Raw genomic sequence first — 15577 nt, forward strand, 5'->3', positions numbered from 1 at the left:
CCCGCTTGCCCGACCTTTTGCAACCCCCCCTAGACTGAGTCTCCAGCAGGTGGCTACACGCTCGAAAGGCGCACCCGTGTCCATCGGCAACCCGCCCCCCGACGACCGTCCCTCGGTCGGTCGTGCCCTCGCCCGAGCCCGTCTCGACGCCGGGCTCACCGTCGACGAGGTCAGTTCCACCACCCGAGTGCGGCCGCCCATTGTCCATGCGATCGAACAGGACGACTTCTCCCGCTGCGGCGGTGACGTCTACGCCCGCGGCCACATCCGCGCGCTGGCGCGCGCCGTGGGCCTCGACCCCGAGGCCCTGGTGGCGCAGTTCTCCACCGAGCACGGCAGCACACCGTCCCCCACCCCCGTAGCACCGCTGTACGAGGCGGAGCGGATGCGGCCCGAGCCGCGCCGCCCCAACTGGACCGCCGCCATGGTGGCGGCCATCGTCGCGGTCGTGGGTTTCGTCGGCTTCACTCTGTTCAACGGCGGCGACGACAGCGGCAAGCAGCCCGTCGCCGGCAAGCCGTCCCCGCAGAGCCCCGCCGCCAAGCCCTCCGCGACCCGCAGGACCAGCCCCTCACCGGAGGCGACCGACAGCGCCATCGCCGCCGCCCCCGGTGACAAGGTCACGGTCAAGCTCACCGCCGACAACGGCAAGAGCTGGATCCAGGCCGTCGACAGCAACGGCAAGCAGCTGTACCAGGGCAGCCTGGAGCAGGGCGACGCCAAGACCTTCACCGACAAGAAGAAGGTCAACCTCATCATCGGCAACGCCGGCGCCGTCGACCTCTTCGTCAACGGCAAGGACCTGGGCCCCGCGGGCGACCCCGGTCAGGTCCAGCGGCTGACCTTCACCCCCGGCGACCCGGAAGCCGGGTGACGTCCGCCACCACGGGCGCGCGAGCACACCGCGGCGCCCGGCCCGGGGCACCTGGCCCCGGGCCGGGCGCCGCAGCGCGTCAGAGCCCCGTCAGGGACAAAGTAGGCTGAGCCTATGTCCGAACCCCGTACCGTCGCCCTTGTCACGCTCGGCTGCGCCCGCAACGAGGTGGATTCCGAGGAACTCGCCGGCCGGCTGGCGGCGGACGGCTGGCAGCTCGTCGAGGACGCCGCCGAAGCCGACGTCGCCGTAGTGAACACCTGCGGCTTCGTCGAGGCCGCCAAGAAGGACTCCGTCGACGCCCTGCTGGAGGCGAACGACCTCAAGTCCCACGGCCGTACACAGGCCGTCGTGGCCGTCGGCTGCATGGCCGAGCGGTACGGCAAGGAACTCGCCGAGGCGCTGCCCGAGGCCGACGGCGTGCTCGGCTTCGACGACTACAGCAACATCTCCGACCGCCTGCAGACCATCCTCTCCGGCGGGGTGCACGCCTCGCACACCCCCCGGGACCGCCGCAAGCTGCTCCCGATCAGCCCGGCCGAGCGGCAGTCGGCGACCGGCGTCGCGCTGCCGGGGCACTCCCAGGCCGCCGAGGACGCCCAGGCGGCCGCCTCCGCGCCCGCGGACCTCCCCGACGGCCTGGCGCCCGCCTCCGGGCCGCGCGCGCCGCTGCGCCGCCGTCTGGACAGCAGCCCGGTCGCCTCGGTCAAGCTGGCCTCGGGCTGCGACCGCCGCTGCTCGTTCTGCGCGATCCCGTCCTTCCGGGGTTCCTTCGTCTCGCGCCGCCCCTCGGACGTGCTGGGCGAGACGCGGTGGCTCGCCGGTCAGGGCGTCAAGGAGATCATGCTGGTCAGCGAGAACAACACCTCGTACGGCAAGGACCTCGGCGACATCCGGCTGCTGGAGACGCTGCTGCCGGAGCTGGCGGACGTCGAGGGCATCGAGCGGGTTCGGGTCAGCTACCTGCAGCCCGCCGAGATGCGGCCCGGCCTGATCGACGTGCTCACCTCCACGCCGAAGGTCGCGCCCTACTTCGACCTGTCCTTCCAGCACTCGGCGCCCAAGGTGCTGCGGGCCATGCGCCGCTTCGGCGACACCGACCGCTTCCTGGAACTGCTGGACACCATCCGCTCCAAGGCGCCGGAAGCCGGTGTCCGCTCGAACTTCATCGTCGGCTTCCCGGGCGAGACCGAGGCGGACCTGGAGGAGCTGGAGCGCTTCCTGAGCGGCGCGCGGCTCGACGCGATCGGGGTGTTCGGCTACTCCGACGAGGAGGGCACCGAGGCGGCGGGCTACGAGGGCAAGCTGCCCGAGGACGTCGTCGCCGAGCGGCTGGCGCGGGTCTCCCGGCTCGCCGAGGAGCTGACCGCGCAGCGCGCCGAGGAACGCCTGGGCTCGACCGTGGACGTCCTGGTCGAGTCCGTCGACGAGGAGGACGGCGCTGTGGGCCGCGCCGCGCACCAGGCACCCGAGACCGACGGCCAGATCATCCTGACCTCGTCGGAGGGCCTGGTGGCCGGTTCGTTCGTCGCGGCGAAGGTGGTGGACACCGAAGGCGTCGACCTCGTCGCCGAGCCGCTGGGCACGGAGGAGGCGGACAGATGACGGGAGTACCGGCGTCCGCCGCGGGGAACCACCGTCCCGCCGCTTCCGCCCCGGCGGCAGGGGCGCCCGGGGCGGCGGCCGCGGCCAAGCCCAGCGTGTGGAACATCGCCAACATCCTGACGATGGTGCGGCTGGTGCTGGTGCCGGGCTTCGTCGTGCTGCTCCTGCACGGCGACGGTCACGACCCGGCCTGGCGCTCCTTCGCGTGGGCCGCGTTCGCCATCGCGATGATCACCGATCTCTTCGACGGGGAGCTGGCCCGCCGTTACGGCCTGGTCACCGACTTCGGCAAGATCGCCGACCCGATCGCCGACAAGGCGATCATGGGTGCCGCGCTGGTCGGGCTGTCCGCGCTGGGCGACCTGCCGTGGTGGGTCACCGTGGTGATCCTCTTCCGCGAGCTCGGCATCACGCTCATGCGCTTCTGGGTCATCCGCTGGGGCGTCATCCCGGCCAGCCGCGGGGGCAAGCTCAAGACGCTCACCCAGGGCGTCGCGGTCGGCATGTACATCCTGGTGCTGACCGGCCCGCTGGCGACGATCCGGGCGGTGATCATGGGCGCCGCGGTGTTCCTCACCGTGGTCACCGGACTCGACTACGTGCGGCAGGCCGTGGTGATGCGCCGGGCCGGGCTCGCGGCGCAGCGCGCGGCCGTCGCCAGGGCGGCCGTGGCGGCGGCCGTCGCCGTCCGGGAACCGGGGCCGTCCGGGTCCGCGGGGGAGCCGGGGCAGGACCTGTGAACGCCGCCGCCGAGGTCCTGGAGCTGCTGGCGAGCCGCTCCGCGACCCTGGCGGTCGCCGAATCGCTCACCGGCGGGCTGGTCGCCGCCGAACTGACCGCGGTGCCGGGCGCCTCCCGGAGCTTCCGCGGCTCGGTCACCGCGTACGCCACGGAGCTCAAGCGGGACGTGCTGGGCGTGGACGGGACGCTGCTGGCCGAACGCGGCGCCGTCGACGCGGGGGTCGCCCGAGGCATGGCGGAGGGCGTGCGGCGCGTGCTGCGCGCCGACTGGGGGGTCGCGACGACCGGGGTCGCCGGCCCCGATCCGCAGGACGGCCAACCGGTCGGCACGGTGTTCGTCGCGGTCGCCGGGCCCGGGGGGACGGTCAGCGAGAAACTGCAGCTGAACGGGGACCGCACCGCCATCCGTATCTCCTCCGTGGAGGCCGTACTCACCTTGTTGCACCAGAGTCTGGTGACGGGCGGGGGAACACCTGGCGAATCCGCGGCGGCCAAGGGTAGGGAAGAGAGTGGGGGGAAGGGATGTTTGCAGCCCTGAGTGAACACGTCATCGCTCCCCGCACGGCCGACGCCGGAGGCGGTACGGTGGGGCAAGAAGGTTGCGAATTCGCGGTCCGAGGAGGGAGCCACCGATGATTCTGCTCCGTCGCCTGCTCGGTGACGTGCTGCGTCGGCAGCGCCAACGCCAGGGCCGCACCCTGCGTGAGGTCTCCTCATCCGCCCGGGTCTCCCTGGGCTACCTGTCGGAGGTCGAGAGGGGGCAGAAGGAGGCTTCCTCCGAACTGCTCTCCGCGATCTGTGACGCCTTGGACGTCCCGATGTCCGAGGTGATGCGGGAGGTCAGCGACGATCTGGCGCTTGCCGAGCTTTCCGAGTCGGCTGCCGCTGTCGGATCGGCAGCCGCGCCTGTGCGGCCGCTGCTGGGCGCGGTTCCGTCCGTACCGTCCGGTCGTCCGGACGAGCGGGTCACCATCAAGGCGCCGAAGGCGCCCACCGAGGCCGTGGACGTCGTCGCGGCCTGAGGAGCGACACAAGCAGTTCCGGGACGAGGCCCCGGCCGGTGGACCGCCGGCCGGGGCCTCGTTCTTGCTTGGCACGCACGGTGGGACTGCTTTTGGGCGTGGGGGCGTTGCGGCCGGTCTGCGGGTGGGGGTGCGTGCCCGCGCGTGCCCGGGGAAGGCGTACGGATGTCGCCGGCGAGGCGATCTTCTGTGTCCGACCCGACCGACCTTGGAGGACGCATGACGAGCGTCGTTGTGAAGAGCACCCTGTCCGAGGAGGCCCGCGCGACCGTGGGCAACGCGCTGCAGCACACCCTGGCGGATCTGATCGATCTGTCGCTGGTCGCCAAGCAGGTGCACTGGAACGTCCACGGCCCCCGGTTCCGCTCCGTCCACCTCCAGCTCGACGACGTCGTGACCACCGCCCGGATCCACGCGGACACCGTGGCGGAGCGGTCCGCCGCGATCGGCGTGCCGCCGGACGGCCGGGCCGGGACGGTGGCCAAGTCCAGCCTCGTCCACGAGGTGCACGACGGCTGGATCCGGGACGGCGAGGTCGTGGACGTCATGGTCGAGGCGCTGGCGGCGGTCGTCCGGCGGGTCCGGGACGGCATCGAGGCGACCGGGGACGCCGACCCGGTCAGCCAGGACATCCTGATCGGCCTGGCCGCCGAGCTCGAGAAGCACCATTGGATGTTCCAGGCCGAGAACGCCTGAGCCCCGCGCCCGGCGACGGTCGCCCGCTGTGGACCTGAGCCCCGGGGTCGTCGCAGGCAGTAGCCGGTCGTGTACGCCAGTGGAGTGAACGTCGTGCCGGCTGGGACGGCAGAGGTCTAGGGATCTTGACGGACGGGGATCGCACTTCTGTACGGGGAAAGCCCGGGATCCGTCCCGGGTGATTCCCGCCGCAACCTCGGGGCTCCGAAGGAGGCGGCCATGTGCGTCACTCGGCTGTTTCAGGAGCTGTGGGCCCGGCGGCCCGTCCGCTGGGTCATCGCTTTCGTCGCGGGCGCCTTGTGGTGGTGGGCCATGGTCCGGCTCACCGTCCAGCCCGCCCAAGCAGGTCCCTTCGAAGGCCTCGTCGCAGCCGGCGGCTGGGGTCTGAGCATCATCCCGATGCATTCGGCGAGGTGGTCGCGGGGACCGGACGGCGCGGTGGTACCCGTTCGTGAGGACGGCACCCCCATGGGCAGATGGCCATGGGGGAGAGTACCGGGGCCGCGTAGCCGCTCCCTTCCAGGGCACGACGACTCCGCCGTCGGGCGGATGAATCTGGCCCGTCGTGACGGCTGAGGCCGCACGGGACGGGAACCGGCAGAGCCAGGAGGTGCAGGTGTGCGTCACGTCCCCGGGCCGCCCAGGCGGTCCGGGGACGCGGCGCACGCCACGGTCCGCCCATCCCGGGCGCGGGCCAAGGGGATGACGGACCCCGGGACTTGATCGCCGGGCCGATGTGCGGAAGACCTGCTGCCTGATGACCCGTCAGTAATGACGGGGGTCGGAGCGGGACGGCTCCGCCGTCTGCGGGGCCGGGCCGCGCTGGCAGCGGGGGCACCAGTAGGTCACCCGTGCCTGGCCGCGCGGGCCTTGGTCGGCGACGCGGATGGCGGTGCCGCAGCGCCGGCAGGGCTGATGGGCCCGGCCGTAGACCCAGTGGGTGCGGCCGCGGCGGGTGTCCCCGGTCGTGATGTGGCCGTGCCGGGTCCTGTTGGCCTCCAGCAGCCGCTGTGCCAGGTCCACGACCCGCTCGGGCGCCGGGACTTCACCGACCGGCATCCACGGGGTGACACCGCGCAGGAAGCACAACTCGCACTTGTAGACATTGCCGAGACCCGCCAGGTTGCGCTGGTCCAGCAGCGCTTCGCCCACGGGGCGGTCGGGCTGCGTCCCCAGCCGGTACGCGGCCTCGACGGGATCCCAGTCCGGGCCGAGCAGATCGGGGCCGAGATGGCCGACCGCCTTGTCCTCCTCGGCCGTCCGCAGCAACTCCAGCACCGGCAACCGGTAGCCCACGGCGACCTGTTCGGCGTTGGCCAGCACCGCGCGGATCTGGTGTTCGGGGCCGCCCCGCCAGCGCTCGTCCGGTCCGTACACCTGCCAGGAGCCGTCCATGCGCAGGTGGGAGTGGAGGGTCAGGCCGCCCTCGATCCGGGTGAGCAGGTGCTTGCCGCGCGCGACCACCTCCTCGACCCGCCGTCCGGTCAGATCGGCGGTCGCCAGGCGCGGCACCCTCAAGTCGGCCCGCAGCAGCACCCTTCCTGCCAGCGCGCGGTGCAGGCGGTGCGCCGCGAACCAGATCGTGTCTCCCTCGGGCACGGTGTCCCCCCGGTCAGGCCCGCAGCCGCAGGCCGCGGGGTGTGGCGTGGAATCCGGCCGCCTCCAGGGCGCTGCCGAGCGTGGAGGTGAGGGCCGGCTCGCCATTGGTGCGCTCCACCGTCAGGCGACCCAGCGCCCCGTCCCGTACCGCCAGCGCCAGGGCGTCGGCGGCGGCCTGGAGGCGTTCCTCGTCCTCGGCCCAGGCCAGCAGGGTCTTCCCGCCGCGCTCCACATAGAGCACGAGTTCGCCGTCGGCCAGCACGACCAGCGCGCCCGCCTTGCGGCCCGGCCGGTGGGTCACCCCGGCGGGCTGCTCGGGCCACGGCAGGGCGGCACCATAGGCGTTGGCGGGGTCGGCGGCGGCGAGCACGACCGTACGCGCCTTCTCCTGGCGGCTCCCCTCGCGGTCTCGGGCGTTGCTGAGGGCACGCAGCCGGTCCACGGCGCCGTCCATGGCGAACTGGGCTGCGCCCAGGCCCTCCACGACGTAGCCGCGGCGGGCCTGCCCGGTCTCCTCGAAGGCGGCCAGCACCCGGTAGGCGGCCGAGAAGCCGCCCTCGACGCCCTCGGCGGCCACCGCGCCGCGGGTGACGACGCCGTGCCGGTCCAGCAGGGTGTGGGTGAGGGCGTGCGCCCGGTGCGTGGGGTCGGTCTCCAGGTCCGGTACGAGGGACCAGCGGCCGGCCGTGGTCGGCGGGCCGCCGCGGGACGCCGTGGCCCGTGGCACACCGCCCGTCCGCGCGGTCAGGCCCCCGTAGCGGCCGCGCGGTACCGCGCGGGGTGCCCGGTGGGCGGTGGAGCCCGCGGTGCGGCCGGAACCGAGCAGTGCGCGCAACGGCGCGAGGGTGTCGTTGGTGAGCCGGCCCGACCAGGCCAGGTCCCAGACCACCTCGGCCAGTTCGGGGTCGCCCGGCTCGTGCCCGGCGGCCCTCACCTGGTCGGCGATCTGCCGGAAGAACAGCCCGTAGCCGGCCGACAGCGCCTCCAGGACGGCACGGTGGAGCGGGGAGAGCTCCAGCGGCTGGGGCTCGGGCAGCAGCAGGGGCGCGGTCTCGGCGAGGTACAGCGACACCCAGCCGTCCTTGCCGGGCAGGGCGCCGGCCCCCGACCACAGCACCTCGCCTGCCGAAGTCAGTTCGTCCAGCATCGCCGGGGTGTAGCCGGTGACACGGGCCGGCAGCACCAGCTTCTCCAGGGCCGAGGCGGGCACCGCCGCGCCTTGGAGCTGTTCCACCGCCCGGACGAGCCCGTCCGTGCCGCGCAGGCCGTGGGTGCCCACGTGCTGCCACTGCGGCAGGAAGGACGCCAAGGTGGCCGGCGGCACCGGCTCCAGTTCGTGGCGCAGCGCGGCGAGGGAACGGCGGCGCAGCCGGCGCAGCACGCCCGCGTCGCACCACTCGTGCCCGGCGCCCCCGGGGCGGAACTCGCCCTGGACCACGCGCCCGGACGCCGCGAGCCGGTGCAGTGTGCCGTCCGCGACAGCGGTGCCCAGGCCGAAGCGGTACGCCGCCTCAGCGGAGGTGAAGGGGCCGTGGGTACGGGCGTGCCGGGCCAGCAGGTCCGCCAGCGGGTCCTTGACGGGCTCGGTGAAGGCTTCCGGCACGCCGACCGGGAGCGCGGTGCCCAGCGCGTCCCGCAGGCGCCCCGCGTCCTCCACGGCCGCCCAGCGGTCCGCGCCCGCGATGCGCACCCGGATCGCGCGGCGCGCGGTCTCCAGGTCGCCCGCCCAGCCCGGGGCGGCGCCGCGGGCCGCCAGTCCGGCGTCGTCGAGCGGCCCGAGCACGCGCAGGAGGTCGGCGACGCCCTCGGCGTCCTTGATCCGGCGCTCCTCGGTCAGCCACTGCAACTCCCGCTCCAGCTCGGCCATCACGTCGGCGTCGAGCAGTTCGCGCAGCTCCGCCTGGCCCAGCAGCTCCGCCAGCAGGTGCGAGTCGAGGGACAGCGCCGCGGCGCGCCGCTCGGCGAGCGGGGAGTCGCCCTCGTACAGGAACTGCGCGACGTAGCCGAAGAGCAGCGACTTGGCGAAGGGCGACGGCTCCGGGGTGGTGACCTCGACCAGCCTGACCTTGCGCGACTCGATGTCGCCCATCAGCTCGACCAGTCCGGGGACGTCGAAGACGTCCTGCAGGCACTCGCGGACCGCCTCCAGGACGATCGGGAACGAGCCGAACTCCGAGGCGACCTGGAGCAGTTGCGCGGCGCGCTGCCGTTGCTGCCACAAGGGGGTGCGCCTGCCGGGGTCGCGGCGCGGCAGGAGGAGGGCGCGGGCGGCGCACTCGCGGAAGCGGGAGGCGAACAGCGCGGAACCGCCCACCTGGTCGGTGACGAGCTGCTCGACCTCGCCCTTGTCGAACGCCACGTCGGCGGCGCCCACCGGGGACTGCTCGGTGTCGAACTCGGCACCCTGGCGGGCCGGGTCCACGTCCAGCAGGTCCAGGCCCATCAGGTCCGCGTCGGGCAGGCGCAGCACGATGCCGTCGTCGGCGTGCATCACCTGTGCGTCGAAGCCGTACCGCTCGCCCAGGCGGGCGCCCAGGGCCAGCGCCCAGGGGGCGTGCACCTGGGCACCGAACGGGGAGTGGATCACGACCCGCCAGTCGCCGAGCTCGTCGCGGAAGCGCTCGACCACGATCGTGCGGTCGTCCGGCACATGGCCGCAGGCGCGGCGCTGCTCGTCCAGGTAGGCCAGCACATTGTCGACGGCCCACGGGTCCAGGCCCGCGGCCGACAGCCGCTCGCGTCCCTCGGCGGGGTCGAGCCGGCCGACCTCGCGCAGGAACGCGCCCACCGCCCGGCCCAGTTCCAGCGGGCGGCCCAGCTGGTCGCCCTTCCAGAACGGCAGCCGCCCGGGCACACCGGGAGCGGGGGAGACCAGCACCCGGTCGCGGGTGATGTCCTCGATGCGCCAGGAGGTCGTGCCCAGCGTGAAGACGTCCCCGACACGGGACTCGTAGACCATCTCCTCGTCGAGCTCGCCGACCCGGCCGCCGCCCTTCTTCGGGTCGGCGCCCGCCAGGAACACCCCGAACAGGCCGCGGTCCGGGATCGTGCCGCCGGAGGTCACCGCCAGCCGCTGCGCACCGGGGCGGCCGGTCACCGTGTTCGCCACCCGGTCCCACACCAGCCGCGGCCGCAGCTCGGCGAAGGCGTCCGAGGGGTAGCGGCCCGCCAGCATGTCCAGCACGGCGGTGTACGCCGAGTGCGGCAGCGCCGCGAAGGGCGCGGCCCGGCGGACCACCGCCAGGAGTTCGTCCACGTCCCAGGTGTCCAGCGCCGTCATCGCGACCAGCTGCTGCGCCAGGACGTCCAGCGGGTTGGCCGGGATGCGCAGGGCCTCGATCGCGCCCTCCCGCATGCGCTCGGTGACGACGGCCGACTGCACCAGGTCACCGCGGTACTTGGGGAACACCACACCCGTGGAGACCGCGCCCACCTGGTGCCCGGCGCGGCCCACGCGCTGGAGCCCGGAGGCCACCGAGGGCGGCGACTCCACCTGTACCACCAGGTCGACCGCGCCCATGTCGATGCCCAGCTCCAGGCTGGACGTCGCCACCACGGCCGGCAGCCGGCCCGCCTTGAGGTCCTCCTCGACCAGGGCGCGCTGCTCCTTGGAGACCGAGCCGTGGTGCGCCCGCGCCAGCACCGGCGGCGCCCCGTGCGCGGCACCCGACTGCGCCATGATCTCCGCGGGCGGCGCCCCCTCGGGCAGCTGCTCGCCCGTGGCGCGCTCGTACGCGATCTCGTTGAGGCGGTTGCACAGGCGTTCCGCCAGGCGCCGGGAGTTGGCGAAGACGATGGTGGAGCGGTGGCTCTGCACCAGGTCGGCGATCCGCTCCTCGACGTGCGGCCAGATCGACGGCCGCGGGTCGTCGGTCTCCGACGCGGGGGACCCGCCCAGCTCGCCCAGGTCCTCGACCGGGACGACCACGGACAGGTCGAATTCCTTCTGCGAGGGCGGCTGCACGACCGTCACCTTGCGCTGCGGGGACAGGAAGCGCGCCACCTCGTCCACCGGGCGCACGGTCGCGGACAGGCCGATACGGCGGGCGGGCCGCTCCAGCAGCTCGTCCAGCCGCTCCAGGGACAGGGCCAGGTGCGCGCCGCGCTTGGTGCCCGCCACGGCGTGCACCTCGTCGAGGATCACGGTCTCCACGCCGCGCAGCGCGTCCCGCGTCGAGGAGGTCACCATCAGGAACAGCGACTCGGGCGTCGTGATCAGGATGTCCGGCGGCCGCGTCGCCAGCGCCCGGCGCTCGGCGGCCGGGGTGTCGCCGGAGCGGATGCCGACCCGCACCTCGGGCTCCGGCAGCCCCAGACGCACCGCCTCGTGCCGCAGGCCCGTCAGCGGGCTGCGCAGATTGCGCTCGACGTCGACCGCGAGGGCCTTCAGCGGCGAGACGTACAGCACGCGGCAGCGGCGCTTGGCGTCGGCGGGCGGCGGTGCCGACGCCAGCTGGTCGAGCGCGGCCAGGAACGCCGCGAGGGTCTTGCCCGAGCCCGTGGGGGCCACCACAAGGACGTCGGACCCGCCGGCGATCGCCTGCCAGGCCCCCGCCTGGGCGGCCGTGGGCGCGTGGAAGGCGCCCGTGAACCACGCCCGCGTGGCCGGTGAGAATCCGTCGAGCGCCCCGGCCGTGTCCGCCTCCTCCGGTGCGCCCCCGCTGTTCCGTCGCGACATGCCATCCATCCTGCCTCGCACCACTGACAACGCGCCCTCGTCCGTGCGGACCCGGGCCGCGCGGGTCGGCCTTGCGGCGGACGGTTCCGGTACGCAGGTGACGCATGTGCTCGGTGGGACGGGCGGGTGCGGCGGTGGCGGCGGCCGCCCCGCAGGGATCCGGGCGGCGCAGAATGGGGGCATGGCAGGGGAGGAGCGGGCACGGCACTGGCGGCATCCGGGACTGCCGGACGTCGACCTGCTGCGGGCGCGCTATGTGCGCAAGACGTTCGTGCGGCACACGCACGAGTCGTTCGTGATCGCGGGCATCACCGGAGGCGTGGAGGCCTTCCACCACCACGGCAGGGTCGAGCGGGCCGGCCCCGGCGCGCTGGCTCTGATCAATCCGGGGGAGGTGCACACCGGCCACGCGGGGGTGCCGGAGGGATGGGCGTACAGCGTGATCTATCCCGGGGCGGACGTGGTGGCCGCCGTGGCCGCCGAGACGACGGCGATCCGGGGCTCCGCCCGCTTCGCGACGTCGGTGGCCGACGACCCGCAGTCGGTGCGCCTGGTCACGGAGGTGCTGCGGGCGGCCGAGGCCCACAACGCCCTCGCGGCCGACACCATGATGCGCCGGGTGATCGCCCGCCTCCTGCGGGACCACGGCGGCACCATGGCGGCGCGGGTGCCGCTGACGGCCGGGGCACGCAACGCCCAGCGTGCCCGCGAGCTCCTGGAGGCACGGCTGGCCGATCCGCCGCCCCTGGCCGAGCTCGCGGCGGCCCTGGACACGAGCCCCTTCTCCCTGCTGCGTGCCTTCCGCGAGCTGTACGGGATGCCGCCGCACACCTGGCTGACCGACGCACGGGTGCGCCGGGCCCGCCGTCTCCTGGACGCCGGCACGGCCCCGGCGGAGGCCGCGGTGGCCGTCGGCTTCACCGACCAGCCGCACCTCAACCGGCACTTCACCCGCATCGTCGGCGTCCCGCCCGGCGCCTACCGGCGCGAGCGCAATAACGTACAAGACGGCCCCCAGGGCGCCGCCTAACGTCGGACGGGTGACCGCAGCACCCATGGACGCCGAGAACACCCAGAACACCCAGAACACCGAGAACATCCAGAACACCGCGCCCGAACGGGCGCGCCCCGCACGCCCGCGTGCCGCCGTCGTCCGCGACGCCCTGGGGGTGGGCGTCGCGGTGGGGCTGTCCGGATTCGCCTTCGGCGTGACCTCGGCGGGAGCCGGGCTGAGCCTGCTCCAGACGTGCGCGCTCAGCCTGCTGGTCTTCACGGGCGCCTCGCAGTTCGCGCTCGTCGGCGCCCTGGGCGCCGGCAGCGGTGCCTACGCCGCGGCCGCGGGTGCGCTTTTCCTCGGTGTGCGCAACGCCTTCTACGGGCTGCGGCTGTCCGGACTGCTCGGGCTCCCGCGCGCCCTGCGCCCGTTCGCGGCGCAGTGGGTGATCGACGAGACCTCGGCAGTGGCGCTCGCGCAGCCCGACCGGGCGAGCGCCCGCCTCGGATTCACCGTCACCGGCGCCGCCTTGTACGCGTTGTGGAACCTGACCACCTTCGGGGGCGCCATGGGCGCCGCCGCGCTCGGCGACCCCGCCGACTGGGGTCTGGACGCGGCCGGTCCCGCCGTCTTCCTGGCGCTGCTCGCGCCCATGCTGCGGGGCCGCCGCGAGCGTGCCACGGCCGCCGTCGCCGTCCTTCTCGCCCTGGTCTGCCTGCCGTTGCTGCCGGCCGGGGTTCCCGTCCTGGTCGCGGCGCTCGCCGCGCCCCTCGTCCTGGCCGCCACCCGCCGCAAGGAGAACGACCGTTGAGTACCTGGCTCGCCGTCGCGGCCACCGCCCTCGGCTGCTACGCGATGAAACTGCTCGGCCTGTCCGTCCCGGCCGGATTCCTCGAACGGCCCCTGGTGCGGCGGCTGGCCGCGCTGCTCCCCATCGCGTTGCTGGCGGCGCTGACGGCACTGCAGACCTTCGGTCAGGGCCGCACCCTGGTGCTGGACGCGCGGGGGGCCGGACTGGCCGCGGCCGCCGTGGCGTTGCTGCTGCGCGCGCCGTTCCTCGTGGTCGTGGCGGTGGCGGTCGTCGTGACGGGATCGCTGCGGGCCGTCACCGGATGACGGGTTAGTGTGACCCGTCGAACCGTTGCGGAAGTGGGGGTGGGGACGATGGCGGCCGACGCCCTGCCGGTCCTCTCCGACGCGGCCCGCGCTCTCGCCGCGCGCTGCGAGTCCAAGGTGGGCGATCTCGCCCGCCGGATCACCGAGGCCGGACCGACCGGCCCTCCCGCGCCCGCGGAGCTCGCACCCGAGGCGAAGGACCCCCGCATCGCGGCGGCCGCACGGCACGGGCTGCGCTGGCTGATCCGGCGCGCCGTGCGGGGCGACCGCGGCGACACACGCCTGCTGCGGGAACGCGCCGCCCAGCACGCCGACGACGGGCTGCCGCTCCACCTCCTGCTCCGCGGCCAGCTGCACGGCACGCACGCCCTGTGGCGGTCGCTGCGCGCCGCCGCGCGCCCCGGCGAGGAGGACGCGCTGATCGAGCTGGCGGGCTTCCTCCTGGCCGCCCAGGAGTACCTGGTCGGGGCGGTGTCGGAGACGTACGTCGACGAACGGGCCGCCCTCGCCGCGGAGGAGCGCGAACGCGACCGCTCCCTGGTGCGGGCGCTGCTCGACGGCTCGCTCCCCGCCGACCGCTTCCCCGCGGCCCGGCTCGGGCTGGCGGACGGCGCCCTGGTGCTGGCCTTGCGGCTGCCGCCCGGCGACGGCCCGGTGCGCGCCCCCTTGGCGGTGCGGCGGGAACTGCGCCGTGTGCAGGCCGCGCTCGACCGCACGTACGGCACGGACGTGCCCGCCGTGCTGGACACCGGCGGCGGCCACGCGGTCGTGCCCGGCCACGCCGTGCCGCACGGCACCGACGAGGACCTTCTGGCGCGGCTGAGGCACGCCTGCTCCCCGGAGATACGGGTGGCAGCGGTCCCCGCCGCCGATCCTGGCGCCATCGCCGGAGCGGCCCGTACGGCCTCCGAGATCCTGCGGGTGGCACGGGCCGGCGGACTCGCCGCGGGACTGCACCGTCTCGACGACGTGCTGCTCGAGTACCACCTCGCGCACCGCGACGGCAGCGGCGAGCGGATCGCCGCGCTGCTCGACCCGATCACCGGGCGACCGGACCTGGTGGAGACCCTGCGCACGTACCTGGGCAGCCGGCAGGAGCGCCGCAGCACGGCCCGGCAGCTGGGACTGCACCCCAACACCGTCGACAACCGGCTGGCCCGCATCACCGAACTCACGGGCCTGGACCTCGCCACGCCCCACGGCACGGCCCTGGCGCTGGCCGCGCTCCTGCTGCGCGACGCCGCCGCGGCCGGCTGAGGGGGCCGCGGACCCTTCAGCCGTCCAGGGACCGGCCGTAGGCCCGCAGCGTGCGCAGCGCGTCGACGGTGACCACCGGCCGTGACTCCAGCGCCGTCCCGGGTGCCCACGCGTGCCACCGGACCGGCCAGCCGCCGTCCTCCTGCTGCTGAGCCGCGAGGAAGTCCAGGGCCGCGTCCGTCTCGGCGTCCGAGAACCACTGGCGGGCGAGGGAGTCGGGGCCGGTCGCGTAGTCGTACGCGAAGTGGTGCTCGCCGGGCGCGTAGCCGGACGGTACGGGCACGTCCCCCGCGCGCCGCGGGTCGAGCACGACGAGGCGCTGCTCGCGCACCAGGCGACCGATCCGCGCGGCAGCCTCCCGGGCCCGCATCCGGTCCGGCGCGTTGTCCAGGAACGCCAGGGCTGCCACGACCTCGTACGGATGGGTCTTGTCCAGCGCGTCGACCGCCTCCCAGCAGAAGTCCGTCGCCCGGAACAACCAGGCGTGCCACACCCCGTTGCGGTGCAGCGTCCCGACCACCGGCGCCGTGGTGAGCAGGTCGCCCGGCGGGTCGTCCACCACCGGAAGCCAGGGGGCGGCGGGATAGCCGCGCACTGAGGGGTGCACGGCCGGCAGCGCGCCCTCCGCGGTCGAGACGGCGGTCAGGTAGCGGCAGATCCGCTCGGCGCGCTGGCTGCCGCACCTGCCGATCTCGTCGAGCACGCGCAGGGCGCGGGCGACGTGCAGCGGCTGGCTGACCGGACCGCGCAGGTCCGGCTCCAGCGCGTGCCCAAAACCCTCGTCGTCGTTGCGGTACGCGGTCAGCGCGGCCTCCACCGCGTCCGCCGCCCCGTTCCTGAAGTGGTACGCGAACCTGCGCTGCTCGAGCACGCGTGCGGTCAGCCACACGAAGTACTCGGCGCGCTCTAGCGGGGTTGCTGGCATGTGCGCACAGTAGGACTCCGTGCGCTCTCTGCATACGGCTGCGCCCTTGGAGCACCCTGCCGTGCGACCA

The 15577-nt window shown here is 74.4% G+C and carries 13 protein-coding genes; 10 read left to right on the plus strand and 3 right to left on the minus strand.

The features are described 5' to 3' along the window. Positions 1 to 76: 76 nt before the first annotated feature. The 6 genes from ACIP64_RS31155 (at position 77) to ACIP64_RS31180 (ending at position 4938) form a co-directional block, all read left to right on the plus strand. Positions 77 to 874 carry a helix-turn-helix domain-containing protein gene (locus ACIP64_RS31155; protein WP_401593149.1) on the plus strand — a complete coding sequence of 266 codons (798 nt, stop codon included), beginning with the start codon at positions 77 to 79 and terminating at the stop codon, positions 872 to 874. 114 nt (positions 875 to 988) lie between these two features. Then, the gene (gene rimO, locus ACIP64_RS31160; protein WP_401593151.1) at positions 989 to 2479 is read left to right on the plus strand and encodes a 30S ribosomal protein S12 methylthiotransferase RimO; all 1491 of its coding nucleotides are present in this window, start codon (positions 989 to 991) and stop codon (positions 2477 to 2479) included. Then, the gene (pgsA, locus tag ACIP64_RS31165; protein WP_401593153.1) at positions 2476 to 3219 is read left to right on the plus strand and encodes a CDP-diacylglycerol--glycerol-3-phosphate 3-phosphatidyltransferase; all 744 of its coding nucleotides are present in this window, start codon (positions 2476 to 2478) and stop codon (positions 3217 to 3219) included. The genes rimO and pgsA overlap by 4 nt, the downstream gene beginning before the upstream one ends. Further along, positions 3216 to 3758, plus strand: coding sequence for a CinA family protein (locus ACIP64_RS31170; RefSeq protein ID WP_401593155.1), 543 nt, complete (start codon positions 3216 to 3218; stop codon positions 3756 to 3758). Before pgsA ends, ACIP64_RS31170 begins: the two co-directional genes overlap by 4 nt. A gap of 94 nt (positions 3759 to 3852) precedes the next feature. Further along, positions 3853 to 4242 carry a helix-turn-helix transcriptional regulator gene (locus tag ACIP64_RS31175; RefSeq protein WP_360917182.1) on the plus strand — a complete coding sequence of 130 codons (390 nt, stop codon included), beginning with the start codon at positions 3853 to 3855 and terminating at the stop codon, positions 4240 to 4242. A gap of 219 nt (positions 4243 to 4461) precedes the next feature. Next, positions 4462 to 4938, plus strand: a complete 477-nt coding sequence (locus ACIP64_RS31180) for a Dps family protein (RefSeq protein ID WP_401593158.1) — start codon at positions 4462 to 4464, stop codon at positions 4936 to 4938. A gap of 765 nt (positions 4939 to 5703) precedes the next feature. Here ACIP64_RS31180 and ACIP64_RS31185 read toward each other — a convergent pair. Together ACIP64_RS31185 and ACIP64_RS31190 are read right to left on the minus strand one after the other, a co-directional pair. Then, positions 5704 to 6537, minus strand: a complete 834-nt coding sequence (locus tag ACIP64_RS31185; RefSeq protein WP_401593160.1) for a DNA-formamidopyrimidine glycosylase family protein — start codon at positions 6535 to 6537, stop codon at positions 5704 to 5706. Positions 6538 to 6550: 13 nt separating this feature from the next. Next, positions 6551 to 11215, minus strand: coding sequence for an ATP-dependent helicase (locus ACIP64_RS31190; protein WP_401593162.1), 4665 nt, complete (start codon positions 11213 to 11215; stop codon positions 6551 to 6553). Positions 11216 to 11396: 181 nt separating this feature from the next. On the opposite strand from ACIP64_RS31190, the gene ACIP64_RS31195 reads away from it, so the two are divergent. The 4 genes from ACIP64_RS31195 to ACIP64_RS31210 are packed head-to-tail and all read left to right on the plus strand — an operon-like array spanning position 11397 to position 14582. Beyond that, positions 11397 to 12245 (plus strand): AraC family ligand binding domain-containing protein, encoded by an 849-nt coding sequence (locus tag ACIP64_RS31195; RefSeq protein WP_401593164.1) that lies wholly within the window; start codon positions 11397 to 11399, stop codon positions 12243 to 12245. 10 nt (positions 12246 to 12255) lie between these two features. After that, on the plus strand, positions 12256 to 13020 hold the full coding sequence (locus tag ACIP64_RS31200) for an AzlC family ABC transporter permease (protein WP_401593166.1): 765 nt from the start codon (positions 12256 to 12258) through the stop codon (positions 13018 to 13020). Continuing rightward, positions 13017 to 13325, plus strand: a complete 309-nt coding sequence (locus ACIP64_RS31205; RefSeq protein WP_401593168.1) for an AzlD domain-containing protein — start codon at positions 13017 to 13019, stop codon at positions 13323 to 13325. Before ACIP64_RS31200 ends, ACIP64_RS31205 begins: the two co-directional genes overlap by 4 nt. A 48-nt stretch (positions 13326 to 13373) precedes the next feature. Then, the gene (locus ACIP64_RS31210) at positions 13374 to 14582 is read left to right on the plus strand and encodes a PucR family transcriptional regulator (RefSeq protein WP_401593170.1); all 1209 of its coding nucleotides are present in this window, start codon (positions 13374 to 13376) and stop codon (positions 14580 to 14582) included. 16 nt (positions 14583 to 14598) lie between these two features. Here ACIP64_RS31210 and ACIP64_RS31215 read toward each other — a convergent pair whose 3' ends face one another. Then, positions 14599 to 15507 (minus strand): hypothetical protein, encoded by a 909-nt coding sequence (locus ACIP64_RS31215; protein WP_401593172.1) that lies wholly within the window; start codon positions 15505 to 15507, stop codon positions 14599 to 14601. Between the last annotated feature and the right edge of the window lie 70 nt (positions 15508 to 15577).

The sequence above is a fragment of the Streptomyces sp. NPDC088733 genome, from assembly GCF_044751185.1.
GTDB lineage: Bacteria > Actinomycetota > Actinomycetes > Streptomycetales > Streptomycetaceae > Actinacidiphila.